22 protein-coding genes and 1 pseudogene are annotated in these 20,105 nt (G+C 72.5%); 13 read left to right on the top strand and 10 right to left on the bottom strand.

The window, feature by feature from the left end:
• Nucleotides 1–241: 241 nt before the first annotated feature.
• Nucleotides 242–982, bottom strand: coding sequence for an SDR family oxidoreductase (locus ABGB11_RS35735; protein WP_347639911.1), 741 nt, complete (start codon nucleotides 980–982; stop codon nucleotides 242–244).
• A gap of 58 nt (nucleotides 983–1,040) precedes the next feature.
• On the opposite strand from ABGB11_RS35735, the gene ABGB11_RS35730 reads away from it, so the two are divergent.
• Both ABGB11_RS35730 and ABGB11_RS35725 read left to right on the top strand, forming a co-directional pair.
• Nucleotides 1,041–1,646 (top strand): TetR/AcrR family transcriptional regulator, encoded by a 606-nt coding sequence (locus ABGB11_RS35730; RefSeq protein WP_347639910.1) that lies wholly within the window; start codon nucleotides 1,041–1,043, stop codon nucleotides 1,644–1,646.
• Nucleotides 1,643–2,560, top strand: coding sequence for a hypothetical protein (locus ABGB11_RS35725; RefSeq protein WP_347639909.1), 918 nt, complete (start codon nucleotides 1,643–1,645; stop codon nucleotides 2,558–2,560). The genes ABGB11_RS35730 and ABGB11_RS35725 overlap by 4 nt, the downstream gene beginning before the upstream one ends.
• On the opposite strand, the gene ABGB11_RS35720 is transcribed toward ABGB11_RS35725, so the two are convergent.
• Complete coding sequence (locus tag ABGB11_RS35720; protein ID WP_347639908.1) at nucleotides 2,561–3,307, bottom strand: class I SAM-dependent methyltransferase; 747 nt, start codon at nucleotides 3,305–3,307, stop codon at nucleotides 2,561–2,563.
• A gap of 114 nt (nucleotides 3,308–3,421) precedes the next feature.
• Between ABGB11_RS35720 and ABGB11_RS35715 the strand changes: the two genes are divergently transcribed.
• The 6 genes from ABGB11_RS35715 to ABGB11_RS35690 all read left to right on the top strand — a co-directional run bounded on the left by ABGB11_RS35715 (nucleotide 3,422) and on the right by ABGB11_RS35690 (nucleotide 9,936).
• Nucleotides 3,422–4,312 carry an AraC family transcriptional regulator gene (locus tag ABGB11_RS35715; protein WP_347639907.1) on the top strand — a complete coding sequence of 297 codons (891 nt, stop codon included), beginning with the start codon at nucleotides 3,422–3,424 and terminating at the stop codon, nucleotides 4,310–4,312.
• A 150-nt stretch (nucleotides 4,313–4,462) separates the two neighbouring features.
• Nucleotides 4,463–5,470: a hypothetical protein gene (locus tag ABGB11_RS35710; RefSeq protein WP_347639906.1), complete on the top strand. Its 1,008-nt coding sequence runs from the start codon at nucleotides 4,463–4,465 to the stop codon at nucleotides 5,468–5,470.
• A complete protein-coding gene (locus ABGB11_RS35705) occupies nucleotides 5,470–6,270 on the top strand; it encodes a class I SAM-dependent methyltransferase (RefSeq protein WP_347639905.1) in 801 nt (266 codons plus the stop codon). Before ABGB11_RS35710 ends, ABGB11_RS35705 begins: the two co-directional genes overlap by 1 nt.
• Nucleotides 6,267–7,466, top strand: coding sequence for an MFS transporter (locus ABGB11_RS35700; RefSeq protein WP_347639904.1), 1,200 nt, complete (start codon nucleotides 6,267–6,269; stop codon nucleotides 7,464–7,466). Before ABGB11_RS35705 ends, ABGB11_RS35700 begins: the two co-directional genes overlap by 4 nt.
• A gap of 5 nt (nucleotides 7,467–7,471) precedes the next feature.
• Nucleotides 7,472–8,689: an ATP-grasp domain-containing protein gene (locus ABGB11_RS35695; protein ID WP_347639903.1), complete on the top strand. Its 1,218-nt coding sequence runs from the start codon at nucleotides 7,472–7,474 to the stop codon at nucleotides 8,687–8,689.
• Nucleotides 8,686–9,936 carry a SidA/IucD/PvdA family monooxygenase gene (locus ABGB11_RS35690; protein ID WP_347639902.1) on the top strand — a complete coding sequence of 417 codons (1,251 nt, stop codon included), beginning with the start codon at nucleotides 8,686–8,688 and terminating at the stop codon, nucleotides 9,934–9,936. Before ABGB11_RS35695 ends, ABGB11_RS35690 begins: the two co-directional genes overlap by 4 nt.
• Here ABGB11_RS35690 and ABGB11_RS35685 read toward each other — a convergent pair.
• Nucleotides 9,923–11,206, bottom strand: a complete 1,284-nt coding sequence (locus ABGB11_RS35685; protein WP_347639901.1) for an NB-ARC domain-containing protein — start codon at nucleotides 11,204–11,206, stop codon at nucleotides 9,923–9,925. The genes ABGB11_RS35690 and ABGB11_RS35685 overlap by 14 nt on opposite strands.
• A gap of 290 nt (nucleotides 11,207–11,496) precedes the next feature.
• Between ABGB11_RS35685 and ABGB11_RS35680 the strand changes: the two genes are divergently transcribed.
• From ABGB11_RS35680 to ABGB11_RS35665, 4 genes are all read left to right on the top strand, one after another.
• Nucleotides 11,497–11,967 (top strand): DUF6069 family protein, encoded by a 471-nt coding sequence (locus ABGB11_RS35680; RefSeq protein ID WP_347639900.1) that lies wholly within the window; start codon nucleotides 11,497–11,499, stop codon nucleotides 11,965–11,967.
• A 171-nt stretch (nucleotides 11,968–12,138) separates the two neighbouring features.
• A complete protein-coding gene (locus ABGB11_RS35675) occupies nucleotides 12,139–12,747 on the top strand; it encodes a M15 family metallopeptidase (protein WP_347639899.1) in 609 nt (202 codons plus the stop codon).
• A 71-nt stretch (nucleotides 12,748–12,818) separates the two neighbouring features.
• Nucleotides 12,819–13,508, top strand: a complete 690-nt coding sequence (locus ABGB11_RS35670) for a response regulator transcription factor (protein WP_347639898.1) — start codon at nucleotides 12,819–12,821, stop codon at nucleotides 13,506–13,508.
• On the top strand, nucleotides 13,501–14,679 hold the full coding sequence (locus ABGB11_RS35665) for a HAMP domain-containing sensor histidine kinase (RefSeq protein WP_347639897.1): 1,179 nt from the start codon (nucleotides 13,501–13,503) through the stop codon (nucleotides 14,677–14,679). The genes ABGB11_RS35670 and ABGB11_RS35665 overlap by 8 nt, the downstream gene beginning before the upstream one ends.
• Here ABGB11_RS35665 and ABGB11_RS35660 read toward each other — a convergent pair.
• Both ABGB11_RS35660 and ABGB11_RS35655 read right to left on the bottom strand, forming a co-directional pair.
• Nucleotides 14,651–14,965, bottom strand: a complete 315-nt coding sequence (locus tag ABGB11_RS35660) for a hypothetical protein (protein ID WP_347639896.1) — start codon at nucleotides 14,963–14,965, stop codon at nucleotides 14,651–14,653. The two genes, ABGB11_RS35665 and ABGB11_RS35660, sit on opposite strands and share 29 nt — an antisense overlap.
• A gap of 124 nt (nucleotides 14,966–15,089) precedes the next feature.
• Entirely contained in the window at nucleotides 15,090–15,578 is a 489-nt protein-coding gene (locus ABGB11_RS35655) for a hypothetical protein (RefSeq protein ID WP_347639895.1), read from the bottom strand.
• A gap of 358 nt (nucleotides 15,579–15,936) precedes the next feature.
• Between ABGB11_RS35655 and ABGB11_RS35650 the strand changes: the two genes are divergently transcribed.
• Nucleotides 15,937–16,350, top strand: a complete 414-nt coding sequence (locus tag ABGB11_RS35650; RefSeq protein WP_347639894.1) for a VOC family protein — start codon at nucleotides 15,937–15,939, stop codon at nucleotides 16,348–16,350.
• Between the two features lie 64 nt (nucleotides 16,351–16,414).
• Here ABGB11_RS35650 and ABGB11_RS35645 read toward each other — a convergent pair whose 3' ends face one another.
• The 5 genes and pseudogenes from ABGB11_RS35645 to ABGB11_RS35625 all read right to left on the bottom strand — a co-directional run bounded on the left by ABGB11_RS35645 (nucleotide 16,415) and on the right by ABGB11_RS35625 (nucleotide 19,988).
• A complete protein-coding gene (locus ABGB11_RS35645; protein WP_347640001.1) occupies nucleotides 16,415–16,564 on the bottom strand; it encodes a hypothetical protein in 150 nt (49 codons plus the stop codon).
• Nucleotides 16,565–16,921: 357 nt separating this feature from the next.
• Nucleotides 16,922–17,056 (bottom strand): annotated as a pseudogene (locus tag ABGB11_RS35640) (FAD-dependent oxidoreductase); the annotation flags it as partial.
• On the bottom strand, nucleotides 17,053–18,024 hold the full coding sequence (locus ABGB11_RS35635) for an ABC transporter substrate-binding protein (protein WP_347639893.1): 972 nt from the start codon (nucleotides 18,022–18,024) through the stop codon (nucleotides 17,053–17,055). The pseudogene ABGB11_RS35640 and the gene ABGB11_RS35635, both read right to left, overlap by 4 nt.
• Nucleotides 18,025–18,072: 48 nt before the next feature.
• Entirely contained in the window at nucleotides 18,073–18,417 is a 345-nt protein-coding gene (locus ABGB11_RS35630; protein WP_347639892.1) for a ferredoxin family protein, read from the bottom strand.
• Nucleotides 18,414–19,988 (bottom strand): FAD-binding protein, encoded by a 1,575-nt coding sequence (locus ABGB11_RS35625; RefSeq protein WP_347639891.1) that lies wholly within the window; start codon nucleotides 19,986–19,988, stop codon nucleotides 18,414–18,416. Before ABGB11_RS35625 ends, ABGB11_RS35630 begins: the two co-directional genes overlap by 4 nt.
• Nucleotides 19,989–20,105 lie beyond the last annotated feature (117 nt).

The raw sequence follows: 20,105 nt of genomic DNA, 5'->3' as shown, positions 1-20,105 counted from the left end.
CGTCCGTCTACCTCCAGCTAGCGGAAGCGGAAGGCGCGCCACCGTACGAGGAGAGGCTCCGCGCCCTCCGCGAAAACCGCCTACGAGCACCAGATCCGAGTCGCCTACCCGCCCGGATCCGACACGCAGGTACGCACCGCCCTGCTCGTCGCGGTCGAAGCCATGGCCTGCCGCGTCAAAAGCACTGGCCCGAACTGGACTGAACAGCTTCGCAGACCGGCACCACTCGGGCCCGGAGCGGTCAGTTCTGGCGGGTCGGGCGGATGGTCAGGTCTCCGATCTCGACGTCTTCGGGCTGGTCGATCGCGAAGGCGATCGCGCGGGCCACCGCCTCGGGGGCGATGCCCAGGGCGGCCATGTTCTGCCTGGCCTGCTCGCGCACGGCCGGGTCGTCGACGGCGTTGTCGACGAGTTCGGTGCGGACGTAGCCCGGGGAGATCGACGTCGTCCGCAGAACCCCGTCGGTGCTCTCCTGCCGCAGGCCCTCCAGGAGGGTGCGTACCGCGTTCTTCGTCCCGGCGTACACCGCCTGTGTGGGGACGATCTTCAGGCCTGACGTCGACACGACGGTGACGAGGTGGCCGCTGCCCTGCTCGCGGAACACCGGCAGGGCGGCTGCGATCCCATGCAGGATCCCCTTGAGGTTCACATCGACCATGGCCGACCAGCCCTCGACGTCCAGGTCGGCGAGCGGGCCGATCCGGCTGACCCCGGCGTTGCCCACCAGGACGTCCAGGCGGCCGAAGCGTTCGAGGGCGGTGTTCACCAGAGTCCGGAGGTCTTCGGGCCGGGTGACGTCCACGCGCAGGGCAGCGGTCTCGCCGCCGGCGGCCTCGATCTCGGCGGCCAGGCGGTCCAGCCGGTCGGTGCGGCGGGCGCCGAGGACGACGGCCGCGCCGAGTGAGGACAGGTGGCGGGCCGTCGCCTCGCCGATTCCGCTGCTGGCGCCGGTGACGGCGACGACCTTGCCGTGGATGGTCACGGGATCCCCCAACTAGAGTGGACACATGTCCGGTTATATCGAGGACAGTAGCGGACACGTGTCCGCTTCCGTCAAGAGCGGTGGGGCGCGGCGCGCGGACGCGCAGCGCAACCGCGAGCGGATCCTGCGAGCGGCGCGCGAGCTCGTGCGCGAGCCGGGAGAGCTGAGGCTCAACGCGGTCGCGAAGGCCTGCGGCATCGGGCAGGGCACGCTGTACCGGCACTTCCCGGCGCGTGAGGACCTCCTCGCCGAGGTCTACCGCCGCGAGGTGGACGAGCTGGTCGCCGCGGCCCCGCGACTGCGGGCGACCCACCCGCCGCTCGACGCCCTGGCGGCGTGGTTCGACCGGGTGGCAGCCTACGCCCGCGTGAAGCGCGACGTCTTCGCCGCCGTCGAGGCGGCGACCGGGCATGACCTCGCCGCCCACAGCCTCGGCCCGATCGGCGAGGCCGTGGAGCTCCTGCTGGCCGCGGGCCGCTCGGCCGGCAGCGTCCGCCCCGATGCCGAGGCACGCGACGTCATCGTGCTCATCAGCTGGTTGTCACGGCTCGACGACGCCGAATTCGACGCGCGGGGCTCCCGGTTGCTGTCGATACTCGTCGACGGACTCCGTGCGCAGCACCCATCCGCTGCGGGCGAGGCCGATTCTCGCGAGGGACGATGATGGAACGGCCGGGCCGCCGGACACTCGCGCACCACATCGCCGCCGACGTCGACCGGGCGTCGCCGCTCTTCGCGCGGATACTGCTCGTCCGCGCGATCTGGAACCTCCGCCACCGTCGCGGCGACCATTCTCTCTGGGTGGCCAAGGATGTGGCCTCCGACTGCCCGGAAGCGCTCAGGACAGTGGGATGGACCGCACGGGAATCGACCCGCGTTCTCGTCCCCGGGCATGATGCCGACCATGATCTGACCACCGCGGTCACCGGCGCCGATCGGCTGAGTTCGGCCGTCCGGCGTGAAGGCGACGCGTACGCGAGATACCAGCTGGCCACCGATCCCGACATCTCCATCGACAAGAAGCGTGCCGGTGAGCTGGGCGACGAGTGGCAGGACCAGAGGGGCCACGTCCGCGATGCCCTGCATGAACTGCCCAGCGACCTGGGCAGCGGCAGGACCGGATCATTGCTCCTCGACCGCGCCCTCGACCGCGTCTTCAAGCGCGGTCTGTACTACCAGACCCGCCACTACCTGTTCAGCCGCGAGCCGGAGCGCGCATGGCGCGGCCGGGTCGCCGGCGTTCTGCAGGACGCCGCACGCGTCCGCGGTGGCCCGGCGCCCGCCGGCGACCTGGCCGACAGCGTCCGTGAGGGGCGCCGGGCCTTCGACGGCGCCGCACCGGACACGTGGGCGCGGCATGCCGCCGTCCGTCTCGAAGAGGTCGCGATGCCGGTGATCGACGGGCGGGAACCGCTCACGGCCGGCAAGGTCACGGCGATCCGGTTGGCGGCGCTGTGCCTGTCCTGCGAAGTGGACGGCGCCCGAACCCGCGCTGCCGACCCCTTCCGCGGCATCATCACCGGGATCACCCTGATGGAGCGGGCCGCCGTCGGCCAGGGCCATGGAGGACCGCCATGATCAACTCTCTGTGCGCGGACGGGTCCCCTGGACGAAGGTGACCCGGCCGAACCTGTGGTCGGCGTGCGCGACCTCCCGGGCGTCCTCGAATCCGGCCTCGGTGAGCAGCGTGACGATGCCGTCGGCCTGGTTGCGGGCCACGGCCGGGCTGTCCGCGACCCTGGCGCGAAGGGGCCGGGGCAGGTGCCGGAGGGCATGGACCGGCCCGTGGCCGTGGGGGGCGTGACCGGAGTCGGACGCGGGGCCGCCGAAGTCGACGATGGTGACCTTGCCGCTCGGGCGGAGGGTGCGCATCGATTCGCGTGCGAACGCCTTGCGGTCGTCGTCATCGAGGTGGTGCAGGGCCAGCGAGGAGACCACGTGGTCGAGCGACGCGTCCTCCGCGGGAAATCGGTCGGCGTATCCCTGCACCAGCGTGAGGGGGACGCCGCGGCGGCGCGCCTTCCGGGCCGCCCTGCGCAGGGCCTGCCGGTCGGGGTCCAGGCCGGTGACCCGCGCGTCCGGCCGGGCGGCGAGGATGGCGAGCGACAGGTTGCCGGTCCCGCAGCCGATGTCGGCCACCGCCTGGCCGGGCTCGATGCCGGCGAGCCCGACCGCTCGCTCGTGGAGTGCGCGAACGCCGCCCAGCCGGGTGAAGGCGTCATAGAACGGCAGAAGCCAGGTCTTGCCCGCGCCCGGTAGGAAGGTCCTGTCCCGCTCCTGCGGGGTGCGCTGGTCCAGGATGCGTACCTGAGTGGAAGCTCCCATGAGTGCTCTTTTCGCCGTTGCCGGTGGCGGGTCCGCCACGCGGCGAACCCGTGGTCATCACCTCTCCAGTCTTGGACATTCCACGGTCGCCCAGCAGCACATAACGTGGACGCCATGGGACATCCTTTAGGCGATGGGACGCCGTTGTACCGCTACCGGCAGCGTCCCGGACTGCCTGCCGTGTCGGTGATGCGCTTCACCGCCGAACCCGCCCACGCCGACCTGCCGCCCGGCCACCGGCACGCCCATGACTTCCTCGTCCTGGTGTACGTCGAGGAGGGTGCGGGCTCGGTCACCGTCGACGGCGCCGAGCGGCCGCTGAGCGCCGGCCAGGTCCACGCCGTGGCACCCGGGCAGGTCATCGGCATCACGACCGTGGCCGACCTCTCCCGCGGCAGCGCCTGGGCGGTCGCGTTCACGGCGGACGCCGTCCCCGCCCTGGCCTCGGTCTCCCCGCTGACCTGGCCCCATCACCCCCTCCTCGCCCTGTTCGCTCCCGGCGCCGGGCACGCCCGCGTCCCCGAAGCCGACCGCGCGGCCTGGTCGGCGTGGCTGGCCGACCTCGCCGGGGAACTGGCCGACCCGGGGCGCCTCGGGGCCCGCGAGGCCATCGCCGCCGGGCTCACCCGGATCCTGGTCGCCGCCGCCCGGCTGGCACCCGCCGCTCCCGGCTCCCCCGACCCGCTCGTCGAGCGGGTCTTCACCGAGATCGAGGCGAGGTTCCGCGAACCGGTCTCCGCCGGCGACATCGCCCGGGCCCTCGGCTACACCCCCGGATACCTCACCACCGTGCTGCGCAGGCGCACCGGCCGCCCGCTGCTCGACTGGATCACCGAACGGCGCATGATCGAGGTCCGGCGGCTGCTGCGCCGCACCGACCTCCCGCTCGACGCCGTCGCCGCGCGGACCGGGCTGGGCGACGCCACCTACCTCGTCCGCCGCTTCCGCAACCGCTACGGCGTCACCCCGCAGCGGTGGCGCCACGCCGAACGCCGAGGGCCCTGACCGCGGCCGCAGGGCCCGACCGCCCGTCCGGCCGGAGCCGAGGCCCCGCCGGCCAATGTCCGGCCAGTGGCCGGAGGCTTGCCTGGTGCCGTCCTGGCCTGTGCTGAAGGCTCGGAGCCCAGCCAGCAGTGATCGCCGAGGGGGCCGGGCATGCCGCCTGTGACGTCGGAGACCGTCCGGGACGAAACGGATCGCGCCGAGCGCGTGGTCGTCGTCTCGATCATGAAGTCCGGGACACATCTCATCCAGGAGCTGATGGTCGCCCTCGGGTACGGCATCTACGGCCAGTCGCGGGTCACGCCGGACATCCGGCCGGTCCTGGACGACGACACCCGCCGGCGGCTGATCCGGGCCGTCCACGAGCCGGAGGACGCCGAGAGGCTGGCGTCTGCGGGCGGGCAGGCGTTCCGCGAGGCGTCGGACGAGGCCTGGAGCGCGCTGGCGTGGTCGTGGCAGGCGAAGTTCGGGATGCCGCTGGAGAACCGCTATGGCCGCGAGGTCGTCAACGGCCCCCTGGTCGAGCAGGCCCTCCGCCGCACCGCCGGCTCCGACTTCGCTGAGACTCCGGCGAACATGGCCTGGATCCTCACCGAGTTCGACGTCCCGAAGATCGACGGCCATTTCCTGCGCGAATGGTCGGAGACCGGGAGCCCGCGCATCATCTTCAACTACCGCGATCCGCGCGACGTGCTGCTCTCGGCGGTCAACTTCCTCGCCGGACGCACGAAGAACGGGTACGGCAACTTCGCGGAGTTCAAGGTCTTCAACAGGATCCTCCGGGCCCTTCCGACACTCGGCGACCGCCTCATGTACGCGATGACCGATCCGTCGTTCCCCGGCCATGACGCCTACGAGAAGGCGCTCTGGCTGCTCCACCATCCCGACGTCTGCAAGGTCTCGTTCGAAGAGCTGGTCGGCCCGCAGGGCGGCGGTTCGGCGGAGGCGCAGCGGGAGGCTGTCGGCCGGGTGCTGCGGTTCCTCGGCGTGGAGGACGAGCCCGAGAACATCGCGCCGCACCTGTTCAAACGCGACGCCTTCTCCTTCTTCAAGGGACAGATCGGATCGTGGCGGGACGCGTTCACGCCCGAGCACGAGAAGCTCTTCACCGACCGCTACGGCGAGATGCTCTCCGCCTACGGCTACCTGGACGCCGTGTGATGGAGGTCGTCGATTCGGAACGCGTCCGCGCCTGCTTCGACGGCGGGCGGCCGGACATCGCCGCGCTGTGGGAGCTGTGCGTCCATTTCGAGTGGCCCGACCGGGCCGCGGTGGTGGACGGGATCGCCTCCTGGCTGGGCCCGCCGGACGGGCTGAGCGTCCTCGACCTGGCCTGCGGCACCGGATTCCCCGCCATCGAGCTCGCCGCCCGCGGCTACGACATGACCTGCTCCGACGGCAGCGACCTCATGCTGGGGCACTTCCGCGCCAACGCCGCACGAGCCGGCTCCGCTCTGGACGCCGCCCAGGTCCTGTGGCACGACCTGGGCGAGTTCTACGGGCGGACGTTCGACGTCGTCATGTGCCGCGGCGGCGGTTCGTACCTGTACGCGGGCACCTGGGACAAGGACGCCGAGCCCGACCCCGCCGCGCTGGGTGAGGCGATCGGGCGGTTCGCGGCGATGGTGCGCCCCGGCGGGCGGCTCTACCTCGACATCATGCACGCCGACGACCTGGCCCGGCGGGAGCCCGCGCGCACCGAGCACCCGCCGGTGTCGATCGGCGGACGGGTCGTGCGGCTCAGCGAGACCACCGTCAACCACATCGAGAGCCGGACACGGACCTGGCGGAGCACCCTCGTGGTCGACGGCACGGCGTACGAGTTCGAACGCCGCTCCCACCACATGGACCACGCGGCCCTGGTCGAGATGCTCACCGGCGCGAGCCTCACCGACGTCCGGCCCGAGGCGATCCCGGGCGAGCACTACCAGGTGTTCACCGCGAGGCGCCCCGAGCTGTGAACGGCGTGCGGCAGAAGGTGCCCCGGCCCGCGGTGTTCCTGTCGGGCGGCATCTTCGCGCTGAGCATCTGCTCGTTCGCGATCGTCCCGCTGCTGGCGCTGTACCTGTCGAAGGAGCTGCACACTCCCGCGGGCCGGATCGGCATCGTGCTGTCGGTCCTGGCGGTCTCCAACCAGGGACTGCAGGTGTTCGTGGGCCTCGCGGCCGACCGGTTCGGCACCCGGGCGATCCTCGGCGCGGGGATCGTCTGCGCGTCCGCCGGGTACCTCGGGTTCGCCTCCCGGCCGGTCTTCTGGGCCCAGCTGGCGTGCGCGTTCGCGCTGGGCATCGGCAGGGCGACGCTGTCGCTCGGCGGGAAGGTGCTGCTGACCGAGGAGGCCGGGGACGCGCAGGCGTCCGCGCTGACCCTGCGCAGCGTCGCGGTCAACGCGGGCGCGGCGCTCGGGCCGCTCGTCGGCGGGCTGCTGCTGGCGCGCTTCACCGTGGCGCTGGTCGGCGCCGTGGCGGTGCACGCCCTGTTCTGGCTGGCCCTGGTCCGCCTGGTGCCGCCCCGCCCCCGGGGCTCCGCGCCCCCGGACCGGCCGCCGCTGCGCGCCCGGTTCGCCGTCCTGCTCACCAACCGCCCGCTCATCGGGCTGACCGCGGCGAGCGTCGGCTTCTGGTTCCTGTACGCGCAGCTCACCTTCACCTTCCCGCTCTACGCCGACGACCGGTTCCACCTCGGCGGACGGGTCGGCCTGCTGTTCGCGGTCAACGCGGGCCTGGCGGTCGCGCTCCAGTACGCCGTGGTCGGCATGCTGACCCGGCGCACCGACGGATGGTCGGCGACCTGCCTCGGCTGCGCCGTCGGCGGGCTCGCGTTCGCCGTGCTCGCGGCGGTGCCGGCGGGCTGGTCCCTGCTCGCCTTCGTCGTGCTGTTCAGCCTGGCCGAGCTGATGGTCGTGCCGATCCTCGACATCGTCACCGCGAAGATCACGCCGGACGGAGCGGCGGGCGGCACGTTCGGGTTCGCCTCCCTCGGCTGGGCGGCCGGGGGCCTGCTCGGCGGCGCGCTCGGCGGCATCGCCTACCAGGCGGCGCGGGACGCCGGCCGGTTCGAGGTGTTCTGGGCGTTCAACGGGCTCGTCGGGTTCTGCGCGGCGGCGGGCTTCCTCGGTCTGCGCATGAGATTCGGACGGGCGGTGGCACGAGCGTGAAACCCGTGTTGATCGTGGTCGGCGGCGGCCGCGGTGAGTACCGCGGCTACATCCTGGAGCGGATCTCCCGGAAGTACGCGCTGGTGCTGCTCTCGCCGCAGACGCCGACGTGGGAACGGCCGTACGTCATCGACCATCTGCCCGTCGGCGCGGGCGAGGACGAGAAGATCCTGGCGGCCGCGGCCGAGGCCGCCCGGCGGCATCCGGTGGCGGGCGTCGTCACCTACCACGAGGCGTGCGTGGAACTGGTGGCGAGGATCGGCGCCGCGCTCGACCTCCCGCAGTGCCCGCCCGAGGCCGCGGCCCGCTGCCGGGACAAGTACGCGGCGCGGGAGGCGATGCGGGCCGCCGGGGTCCCGGTCGCCCGCGGCGTCCTCGCCGCGTCGCCGGACGAGGCGAAGCGGGCCGCGGCCGAGATCGGCTACCCGGTCGTCGTCAAGCCCCGGGCGCTCACCGCCGGGTTCGGCGTCTCCCTCGTCACCGGCCCGGCCGAGCTGGAGGACGCGGTGCGCACCGCGGAGGCGAACGCCTTCCCCGAACCGTGGCGCTTCCGCCCCGGCATCCTCGTCGAGGAGTACCTCGACGGACCGGAGATCAGCGTCGACTGCGCCGTGCGCGAGGACCGTCCCGAACCGGTGATCTTCGCCCGGAAGCTGCTCGGGCACGCGCCCTACTTCGAGGAGATCGGCCACATCACGGCGCCGGCCGAGGCGGTGGCCCCGGATCCAGCGCGCGTCCGCGACATCGTCGTCGCGGCGCACCGGGCGCTCGGCATCCGCTCGACCGTCACCCACACCGAGGTGCGGCTCACCGCCTCCGGCCCGAAGGTCGTCGAGGTGAACGGCCGGCTCGGCGGCGACGTCATCCCGCTGGTCGCGCAGGTCGCCTCCGGCCTGGACCTGCCGACGGCCTCGGCGGACATCGCGGCCGGCGCCGAACCCGACCTGTCCGCGCCGCGGGACGGCGTCGCGGGGATCCGGTTCTTCTATTCCGACTCCGCCGGGCGGGTGACCGGGCGCGGTATGACCGCCCGCCCGGCGGGCCTGCACCAGGTGACGTGGCTCGTCGGCGCGGGCGACGAGCTGCGGCCCGAGGCAGGTCGGCTGCACTTCGCGCGGGCCGGTTACGCGATCGTCACCGCGGACGACGTCGACCAGTGCGCGGCCCGGCTGGAGGCCGCCGACCGCGCGCACCACCTGCACGTGGAAGGGGCAGCCGAGTGAACCGGTGGGACGTCGAGGTGCTGGGGATCGGCGCGGGACCGTCCAACCTGGCCCTCGCCGTCGCGCTGGAAGAACTCGCACCGGATCTGGCGGCGCGGACGCTCCTCGTCGAGCAGCACGACTCGGTGGCGTGGCAGCGCGGGATGCTGCTGCCCTGGGCCCGCAGCCAAGTGTCGTTCCTCAAGGACCTGGTGACCCTGCGCAACCCGCGCAGCGAGTTCACCTTCCTCAATTACCTGCACGCGGTCGGCCGCCTGGACCAGTTCGTCAACCTCGGCACGTTCCAGCCGTACCGGACGGAGGTGTCCGACTACCTGCGCTGGGTCGCCGGTTCCCTGGCGGCGGTGCGCATCGGGTACGGCCGCCGCGTCGTCGCCGTCGAGCCGGTGTGGGACGACGGCTCGCTCGACGGCTGGCGCGCCGGGTTCGCGGACGGGACGGCCGTCACGTGCCGGCACCTGGTCGTCGGCGTGGGCCGCGAGCCCCGCGTCCCGGACGTGTTCCGTTCGCTGCCCGCCGGACGCGTCGTCCACAGCAGCCGCTTCCAGGAGCACGTCGACCGTCTCGACCCGGACGCGGCGCACCGTTTCGTCGTGGTCGGCGGCGCGCAGAGCGCCGCGGAGATGCTCTGGGATACCTACCGGCGCTTCCCGCGGGCGGAGTGCGTGATGGCGACCAGGTCGATCGGCCTGAAATCCTACGAGCACAGCAGGTTCGCGAACGAGCTGTACTACCCGTCCTTCACCGGCGACTTCCACGCCGGCGCCCCCGGCTTCCGCGCGCGGACGCTCGCCGAGATGCGCGGCACCAACTACGGCGCGCTCGACCCGGACCTGCTGGACGCGCTCTACGAGGAGCTCTACCGGTTGCGCCTCACCGGTTCGAACCGGATGCGGATCCTGCCGATGACCGACGTCGTCCGGGCCGGGACGGACGGCACCGGCGTGCTGCTGACCCTCGCGGACCGGCGCACGGGCGGCGAGAGCGGCCTGCCCTGCGACCTGGTACTGCTGGGCACCGGTTTCCGCGGTGACATGCCGCCGCTCGTCCGCCGGATGGCCGAGGCCGTGTCGGGCGGTCCGGTCGCCGTGGACCGGTACTACCGGATGGCGCTGCCCCCGTCCGCGACGGCGACCTGCCACCTTCAGGGAGTCAACGAGGCCACCCACGGCATCGCCGACTCCCTGCTCAGCGTTCTCGGCGTCCGGGGCGAGGAGATCGTCAACGATCTCCTCAAGGCGCGCTGAGACCCTGGGCGGTCCGGCGGGCGTGCTCGCGCACCAGGGTGTGGAAGCGGAAGCGGTCGGGTGTGGGCTCCTGGAGGAGATGGGCGTCCAGCAGCCGGTCCAGCAGCCATCGCGTCCGCGCCACCGGCGCCTCCAGCAGGGCGGCGGCGGCGTGCACACCGAAGTCGGTGGTGAGCTGCGCGCCCAGCACCTGGTAGGCGGACCGCTGGTCGGCCGGAAGCCGCCGGCAGGACAGGTCGAGGGCGGCGGCGACACTGTGCGACCCGGCCCGCAACTCCCCCGCCCGGTCGTCGTTCAGCCGGTCCAGCAGGTCACGCGCGGTCCAGGCGGGGTGCGTGCGGAGCCGGACGGCGGCGATGCGGACGGCGAGCGGGAGCAGCCCGCACCGTTCGACGATGTCGCCGAGCACCGCTGCCGGGACGTCCTTCACGCGCGACGGCCCGGCGGTGCGGGTGAACAGGGCGACCGCCTCGTCCGCCGCGAGCACGTCGAGCGGGACGGTCCGGACGCCGTCCAGGCCGACCAGGCGGCGCCGGCTGGTGATGATCAGCCGGCAGCCCGCACCCGCCGGAAGCAGCGGGCGGACCTGCTCCTCCCCGGCGGCGTCGTCCAGGAGGATCAGCACCCTGCGGCCGGCCAGGACGCTGCGGTACAGGGCGGCGCGGTCGTCGAGATGCTCCGGGACGCGGCCGGCGGGGACGCCGAGGGCGCCGAGCAGGCGGGTGAGGACGGCGCCCGGTTCGACCGGCGCGGTCTCCCGGCGGTGGCCGTGCAGGTCCAGGTACAGCTGGCCGTCCGGGAACCGGGGCGTGAGCCGGTGGGCCGCGTGGACGGCGAGCGCCGACTTGCCCACTCCGGGCATCCCCTCGATCGAGACCATGAACGGCACGCCGGGATCGCCGCCCCGTTCCAGAGCGAGCAGCTCGTGCGAGCGCCCCTCGCAGACGTCCACCCTGGCGGGGAGTTGCCGCGGAACCACCGTTTCACCGCCCGCCGGGAAGTCGACCGGGCCTCGAACACCGGCGACCAGAATGGCCCGCTCTTCGCTGTTCAGGCCCAGCGCCTCCGCCAAAAGCATGATCGACGTGGGCCGGGGTTTCTGCAGTTCCCGGCTTTCCAGCCTGCGGATCGTCCGGACGTTCAGGCCGGTGCGTTCGGCCAGCTGCTCCTGCGTCAGCAGCGCCCTCTCCCGCCACCAGCGCACGAGCACGCCCACAGACGGTTCGTCGCCGGGGTTCGGGAGAAAGGCGATCGACGCTCGTTCGGCCATGCTCAACGACTCGCACCCCTCAGCCTCGCCTTGGGCCCGTGCCCGGTCGCCGCCCGCTCCGCGCCCGGTCCCCGCCGGTAATCATCACGACCATCGAACATGTGTCCGGGCTGTTCAGACCACGGTCGGACGGAATCAGACGGAATGGGACGGTCTTCGGTCTTGTCCTGTGCCTCGTCCGACCGCCGCGCTGGTCAGCGGCGATTTCAACAAATTTCCCCGGAGAGCGATGAGTATCGGGCGGGCCCGCGGTCTCAATTGTCGACTCACTTAGCCGAAGGAGAGCGACCATGACCGTCCAGCAGAGCACCGTTCCCGCCACCTCCCAGCTCCGCGCCGCGACTCAGGCAGCGCACGGCACCACCACTCGCAACGCCCCGCTGTGGCGCACCGGAGTGCTCGCCTGCATCGCCGCCGCCGTGGCCACCACGACCATCGCCGCCGTCGCGAGATCGGCGGGCGTCCCCGTGGAAATCGAGGGAGAACCGATCCCGGTGCTGGGCTTCACCCAGCTGACGCTGCTGTTCAGCGCGATCGGCGTGGGGCTGGCCTACCTGCTGCGCCGCCGGGCCGCCTCGCCCAAGCGCGCCTTCCTGACCGTCACCGGTGTCCTCACCGCCCTGTCGATCGTGCCCGACCTGCTCGTCTCGGCGACGATCGACACCCGCTTCACCCTCATCGCCACCCACCTCGTGGCCGCGGCGATCGTCGTTCCGCTGGTCGCCGGCCGCCTGCCCGCCCGCTCCCGCCGCGCGTCCTGAACGGATACCGCCGCACCCCGGACCCGAGCTCACACGACCGAGCTCACACCGACGCCGGCACCCGGACTCACGGGTGCCGGCGTCCGCTTCGGCGCCACCACGGCCGGCATATCGCGGACGTATCGAAAACCGCATACGGCGCCGCAACGGCCTCCCGCCTTCAGTTGAGGCATGGACCACAGCGGATCACCCTCGGCGCCGGCCCGCCGCATGCGCGGGCTCGTGCCCGCCGGCCCGGCGTTGCTGGCGACCGTGACCAGGCTCATCGGGGTGCTGCTGGTGCCGATCGCCTTCTGCCGCGCACCCGGCCGCGCCCGCTTCCTGGCCTGCCAGTGGGCGCTCGGCCTGCGCTTCCCCGCCGAGGATCTCCGCGGGCTGGCACCGGAGGCGCTGGCGGCGTTCACGCACGCGCGGGCCGAGGCGTTCTGGCGCGACGGGCAGCTGATCGGGCTCACCTCGGGCCATCGCGACGCGGCGGAGCAGCGCCGGATCTTCGCCGCGGAGGTGCGGCGCACCGGGTCGGTGTCCGCGGCCCGGCGCCGGGTGCTGCCACCGGAGGAGTCCAGCCACGTGCGGGGGCTCGCGGTCGACGTCCGGCCGACCGAGGGCGCGCAATGGCTGGAGCGGCACGGCGCGCGCTACGGGCTCTACCGCGTCTACGACAACGAGTGGTGGCACTTCGAGTACCGCACCGCCGAACCCGTCCGGCTGCCGCATCCGGGCGGCGTGGCGCCGCTGTTCCCTCGCGGCGCCGCGCACGGGCCGCCGGTACGGCCCTGAACCGAGCGCGCGAGGGCGCCGTGCCCCGTTTGCATATGCCGGCGATATGCCGGGTTGCCTAGGCTTTTGGCATGCGTGTGCTGATCGTGGAGGACGAACCGTACCTGGCCGAGGCCGTCCGGGACGGCCTGCGGCTGGAGGCGATCGCCGCGGACATCGCGGGCGACGGGGACTGCGCCCTCGAAATGCTCCGCGTCAACTCCTACGACCTGGCGGTCCTGGACCGGGACGTCCCCGGCCCGTCCGGCGACGAGATCGCCCGGCGGATCGTCGCCTCCGGCAGCGGCATGCCGATCCTCATGCTCACCGCCGCCGACCGGATCGACGACAAGGCCTCGGGGTTCGAGCTGGGCGCCGACGACTACCTCACCAAGCCGTTCGAGCTCCGGGAGCTGGTGCTGCGGCTGCGGGCGCTGGACCGCAGGCGGGGCCACGCCCGGCCCCCGGTCAGGGAGATCGCGGGCCTGCGGGTGGACCCCTTCCGGCGCGAGGTCTTCCGCGACGGCCGCTACGTCGCCCTCACCCGCAAGCAGTTCGCCGTGCTCGACGTCCTCGTCGCCGCCGACGGCGGCGTCGTCAGCGCCGAGGAGCTGCTGGAACGGGCCTGGGACGCGAACGCCGACCCCTTCACCAACGCCGTCCGCATCACCGTCTCCGCCCTGCGCAAACGGCTCGGCCGGCCTTGGCTGATCGCCACGGTGCCCGGCGTCGGCTACCGCATCGACACCGGACCCGCCGACCCCGACGATGATCATGGATAGGCGCCCGGGCCTCAGCACCCGCCTCAAACTCACCCTCAGCTACGCCGGATTCCTCATGCTCGCCGGCGCCCTGCTCCTCGCCGTGGTCTGGGTGTTCCTCCTGCGCTACGTGCCCCCCGACACCACGTTCCCGACCGGTCCGCAGGACGAATGGTCCAGCGGGCCGCCCCCGCCGTTCATCCCCAACCGCACCGACCTCCAGCGGGCCTTCCTCCCCCGCGCGACCATGGCCATGGCGTTCCTGCTGGTGTTCGGCCTGGTGGGAGGGTGGCTCCTCGCCGGGCGGATGCTCGCGCCGCTCACCCGGATCACCGAGGCGGCGCGGATGGCCGCCGGCGGATCGCTGTCCCACCGGATCCGCCTGGAAGGCCCCCGGGACGAGTTCCGCGAACTCGCCGACGTGTTCGACACCATGCTCCAGCAGCTCGAATCCCACGTCTCCGAGCAGCGGAGGTTCGCCGCCAACGCCTCCCACGAACTGCGCACCCCGCTGGCCATCTCGCAGACGCTCCTGGAGGTCGCGCGCGACGATTCCACGCGAGACCACGGGGAACTCATCGAACGCCTCCGCGCCGTCAACACGCGGGCGATCGACCTCACCGAGGCGCTCCTGCTGCTGAGCCGCGCCGACCGCGGCGGCTTCGCCCGCGCGCCCGTCGACCTGTCCCTCATCGCCGAGGAGGCCGCCGAGACGCTGCTCCCCCTCGCCGAACGGCGCACGATCGCCCTGGAGGTCACCGGCGAGCCGGCGCGGACCGTCGGCTCGGCGGCGCTCCTCTCGCGGATGGTGACCAACCTCGTCCAGAACGCCATCGTCCACAACCTCCCCGCCGGCGGCACCGTCGAGGTCCGCACCGAGACGCGACCCGACGCGAACGTGCTGCGGGTCGAGAACACCGGCCACCCCGTCCCGGCGGAACTGCTGCCGACCCTCACCGAGCCCTTCCAGCGCGGGACGCAACGAGTGCGCACCGGCGAGCACGCCGGTGTCGGCCTGGGGCTGGCCATCGTGAACAGCATCGTCCAGGCACACGCCGGAACGCTCGAACTCACGCCCCGCCCGGCCGGCGGCCTCCGCGTCACGATCCGGCTCCCCCTCGGGACCCACCAGCAGGTCCCGACTCACCGCGGTCAAGGAACCGTCACATGGTCTCCAGGGCGGCCATCATGATGAGGACCGAGAACGTGCACCCGCCGAACAGGAGGATTCCCGAGGTCGCGAGCGCGAGCCGGGCCGAGGTCAGCCGCCGCAATATCAGATAGGCCGCGACGGTGCCCAGGAATGCGAGGACGGGGAGATAGGGCACGAAGAGGCAGCTGGCGCCGACGAGAAGTGCGCTGCCCAGCGGAACCCCGACCCTGCTCACCCCTTTCAGGTCACGGCGGGTGACCACGGCGGCGATGCCCCCGGCGAACACGGCACATGCCGCGATCATCAGGATGATGAAGTAGTCCACGAACGGCCTCCGTCTCGGGCGGAATCCTCGAAAGCGTTGATCAACACCTACGATCCCGCCCGGAGCCGAGAAGTTCGATCGAGGACGGCGCGGGCCGAGGCGACCGCCCGCGGCGACATACGAGTCAAGGATGCCGAGGCGGGACGCCGGGATGCGGCACGTTCTCCGGAAGGCTCGGCGTCGTCCCCGACCGAGCCTGCTTCCGCAGTTTCCGCTCGTGCCGAACGCCGAAGACGCCGATGCCGGCGAACAATAGTGTGCCCGTCCCGAGAAATGGACCCAGGAAGAATATCGTCATCCAGTCGTTCTGGCGTTCTCCGGCGACGTACGCGTTTTCGTTGCTCAGGCGGGCTTTGGCGGTCTTCCCGCGCTTGCAGGCTCCGTCCGACAGCACCTCGACATCAACAGCCCGGCCACCCGCATCCGGGCGGAAGGAGCCGTAGCAGGTCACCTTTCCCTTGGAACCGCTCACCCTATCCGTGATCGTGACGGTGCCCGGCGTTCCGGCCGCACCCCGAGTCACCAGGTATTCCTCGCGGGCCATGAAGCCCACGGCGACGGTGGCATAACCAAGCAGGATCCCAAAGCCGCCGAAGACCAGGGAGATGATCAACCATTTCGTGCTCGGAGCCCGCTTTGCCGGCGCCGGAATCCGCCCCACAACAGGGAGCCGATAGTGGGGCAATTTTGGATCTGTCACGTCCGAGACTTTAAGGCCCGGCCCGCAGTTTTGGCAAGGCACGGAAATCGGTCGCGCCGATCGTGACAGGGGGCCGGACATTTACCGGACACTTCGCGGGCGACCTGTTCGACCGTCCGACCCGATGTTTGCGCTGGGGCGGCGTCGCCGGGGACTCCTTTGCCGAAGCTCGCCTCTGCCGAGTCCAGATGCCGGTTGCCCGGCGGGGAGCCGGGTTGTGAGGATCGAGGCGCAGGCCGGTTCCGGCATTCTCGATGGGGGGAGGCGCTCGGTGACCTCGCAGCTCAATCCGTACATCAGTTTCGACGGCGACGCCCGGGAGGCGATGGAGTTCTACCAGGACGTCCTCGGCGGCGAACTGACGATGCACACCTTCGGCGAGTACGGCGACCCGAACGCGCCCGAGGCCGAGAAGATCATGCACGGCATGCTGCAGTCCGACCTGGGCTTCACCCTCATGGGGGCGGACACCCCGCCCGGCATGCCGTACAACCCCGGCGACAACATCGCCATCAGCCTGAGCGGCGACGACGCCGACACGCTGCGCGGGTACTGGGCGAAGCTGTCCGACGGAGGCAACGTGGCGGTCCCGCTGGAGATGCAGATGTGGGGGGACGAGTTCGGCCAGTGCACCGACCGCTTCGGCATCTCCTGGCTGGTCAACATCAGCGGCTCGTCCGCCTGACCGCCTCTCGCGGCGTGAGCCGCCACTGGTCGGCTGGCCGGCCCGCTCAGCCGAGCCCGTGTGGTCACGCGGTGAGCGGCGCCAGGGCCGGAACGGCGTCGAGCAGCTCCCGCGTGTACGGATGGCTCGGACCATCGAAGATCTCGTCCGTACCGGCCAGCTCGACGAACCGGCCGTCGCGCATCACCGCGACGCGGTCGCACACCTGCCGCACGACGGCGAGGTCGAGGGTCGTCGCGCAGCCCGGCGAGCAGGTCGAGCACCTGGGCCTACGTGGACACGTCCAGGGAGGTGACCGGTTCGTCGCACACCAGCAGCCGCGCGGCCGAGCGCAAGGGCGCGGGCGATACCGACGCGCTGGCGCTGGCCGCCGGACAGCTCGTGCGGGTAGGCGTCGCGGCGCCCGGGATCGAGGCCGAGCGCCGGATGGTGGTCGAGGATTGTCACCCCCGACCTGTGCCCGCGGCGCCGCATGCGCTTCATACCGCTCGTCGCCCGCGCGCGCCCGCGCCGCCTCACCGCCGCCCGGACCGTCCGGCGGCACGTACCAGAGGTTGTTGCCACCCGACGCGGTCGGCCCGCCGGTGCCGCAGTGGCCCTTGTCCGCGAGGACGACCCGGCCCCCGGCGTGGGCCGCGGCGAGCGCCGCCCACGCCCCGGCGGGCCCGCCGCCGAGGACGAGGACGTCGGTGTCGAGCCCGGTCATGTCCGGGCCCCGGGCGCGAGCCAGGAATCGAGCGTGTAGTCCTTCTTGATGAGCCCCTGCTGGACGAGGAAGCCCTTGGTCCCTTCGAGCAGCTTCAGCCCCTCAGCCGAGAAGGGCTCGTCCGGCAGCTGCTCCTTCAGCGTCGTCTTGATCGAGATGTCCGGGGCGTACCCGCCGGTCTTGCCCACGTACGCGGTGTAGTTCGTCCAGTCGGCCTTGGAGACCTGCGCGGCCTTGGCCTCGGCCTTCTGCCACACCCTGACGATGTCCTTGTGCCCGGCCAGGTACTTCTCCGTCACGACCGTGACGGACGTGCCGAGCAGGTCCGGGTGGTCGCGGGACGCGACGTCGATCGACCGGTAGCCCTTCTGCTCCTGCGCGACCTGGTCGGCGGAGACCAGGCCGCCGGCGTCGATCGAGTTCTTCTCCAGCGCCGCGATGATCGCGGGCGTGTACATGTGGATGATCTCCTTGGGCTTCACCCCGGCCTGCTCCAGCGCGCCGAGCAGGTAACGGTGGATGTAGGAGCCGGTCTGGACGCCGATCCGCTTGCCCCGCAGGTCCTGGAGGGACGCCGGCCCGCCGTCCTTCCTGGCGACGACCGCGGCGTCCAGGCGGATCGAGTTGAGCGACAGCAGCCGGATCGGCAGGCCCTGGACGCGGCCGATGAGCGCCGGGGTGTCCCCGTACATGCCGATGTCGAGCGAGCCGCCCGCGAGGGCCTGGTTCAGGTCGGGGCCGTTCGGGAACGTCGCCACCTTGATCTCGGTGATCCCGGCGGCCTTCAGCTCCGGGAGCAGCTCGCCGCGCTGCTCCAGGAATCCGACGGCGCGGGTCAGCTTGTTGCCGACGCCCGAGCCGATCACTCCGATGCGCAGCGTCCCGGAGCCGGTGTCGGCCTCGGACGAGGCGCACGCCGTCGCGGTGAGGACGAGCAGCCCGGCGGCCAGTAGTCGGGGGAGTTTCACGTTGGTGCCTTTCACAGGGAGGTGCTCAGGGGTTCTTCACGGGTGGGTTCAGGAGGTGAGGCGCGGGCCCGCCCGGTCCAGCGACGGCCCGATCGCGAGCTTGGCGCCGGGGGTGCGCCCCCGCCCCCAGCCGATCTGCGCGCGGTAGGCGCCGAGCGTCCCGTCCGCGGCGAGCGCCGCCTCGTCCGGGGGCTCGGGCAGCGGATGCGCGTGCGGGTCGACGAACAGCGCGTCGACCGGGCAGTACGCCTCGCACATGAAGCAGGTCTGGCAGTCGCTCTGCCGGGCGATGACCGGGAAGCCGTCCGCGCCGCGGTCGAAGACGTTCGTCGGGCACACGGCGATGCACTTGTCGCAGGCGATGCACCGCTCCCGCGAGACGATCTCGATCATGACGCCACCGCCGGCGCCGCGGTCTCTGGGCGGGTCCAGACCTCGTCCAGGCCGCCGGTGACGAGCCTGCGGTGCTGGGCCGGGTCCTGGTCGGGCAGGTCCTGGCGCTTGTGCATGCCCCGCGTCTCGGTGCGGGCGAGCGCGGCGCTGTACATCCAGCGCGCGTGCGCCGTCATCGCGGCGGCCGACCGCGCCCGGACGGCTCCAGCGCCCTCCTCGCGGAGCGTGCCGCGCAGCTCGCGCCACGTCCGGTCCAGGGCGTCCAGTGCCGGTGTGAGCCGGTCGCCGTGCCGCAGCAGGTTCTTCTCGTAGGGCAGCACCTCGGCCTGGACGGCGGCGACGTAGTCGGCGTGGCCGCCGGTCGCCGGGCCGGCCGGCCGGAGGCCCGCCTCGCCGAGCGCGCGCACGCCCCGCGCCGCGGCCCGCCCGCCCAGCCGGGCGGCATACCGGGCGGCGCCCTGCCCGGCCCAGGTGCCCGACGACATCGCCCAGGCGGCGTTGTGGCTGCCTCCGCCGGTGAAGCCGCCGCAGATCAGCTCGCGGGTGGCGGCGTCCCCCGCCGCGTACAGGCCGGGCACCGAGGTGGCGCAGTCGGGCCCGGTGAGCCGGATGCCGCCGGTGCCGCGCACGGTCCCCTCGGCGAGCAGCGTGACGGGGAACAGGTCCGTGAACGGATCGATGCCCTGCCGGTCGAACGGGAGGAAGAAGTTCGCCTGCGCGAGGCGCATCGTCCGCTGGTCCTCGGGAGTGGCTCGGTCGATGCGGCACAGGACGGGCTCGCTGAGCAGCGTCCGGGCGATCACGGATCGGCCCTTGCGGCTGCCCGCCCCCTCCAGCACGGTCCTGTCCGCGCGGTAGAAGGTGGCGAACGAGTAGAACGCCGTCTTGGTCACGGAGGTGAAGGCAGGGGCGATCGCGTAGGCGTTGGAGAACTCCATGCCCGACAGCTCCGCCCCGGCCTCCGCCGCGAACAGCGCACCGTCCCCGGTGTTGACGTCGCAGCCCAGCGCCTTGCTGAGGAAGGCGCACCCGCCGGTCGCGAGCACGACCGCGCCCGCTCGCACCCGGAAGGGCCAGTCGTCGCGCAGGTGGTGGCCGGCGGCCCCGGCGACGGCCCCGCCGCCGTCCGCGAGCAGCTCGGTGACCGGGCTGTGGTCGAGGACCCGCACGCCCGCACGGCGGACCCGCACCCGCATCCGCCGCATGTACTCCGGCCCCTGCAGGCCGCGCCTGATCTGCCGGCCGTTCTCGTCCACCGGGAACGGGTACCGGGAGATCTCGGCGAGCTCGTTCATGTTCGCGTACGTCTGGTCGAGGACGCGCGCCATCCACTCGCGGTCGGCGAGGTACCCGCCGAGGCCCTCCCGGCCGGCCATGGCCGCCTCCCGGGCCTCCGGATCCGGCTCGACGTACCAGACCCCGGTGCCCGCGGACGCCGTCGCGCCGCTCGTCCCGAGGTACCCCTTGTCGGCGAGGACGACGTCCGCGCCCGCCTCCGCCGCCTTGATCGCGGCCCACGCCCCGGCGGGGCCGCCGCCCGCGACGAGCACGTCGGCGGTCAGGTCGGTCACTAGGGCACCCTCTTTCTTGCGGGCACCGATACGGTGCGCGTTGTTGGGACTCGGCGGGAGCCGGGGTGACGGTCTTGGTCGGTCGCCACGAGATGGCCTTCATGACACCACCGCCCC

The sequence above is a fragment of the Actinomadura sp. B10D3 genome (genome assembly GCF_039871695.1).
Lineage (GTDB): Bacteria > Actinomycetota > Actinomycetes > Streptosporangiales > Streptosporangiaceae > Spirillospora > Spirillospora madurae.
The sequence above is the reverse complement of the archived record's forward strand: the minus strand, read 5'-3'. Positions and strand labels throughout refer to the sequence as shown.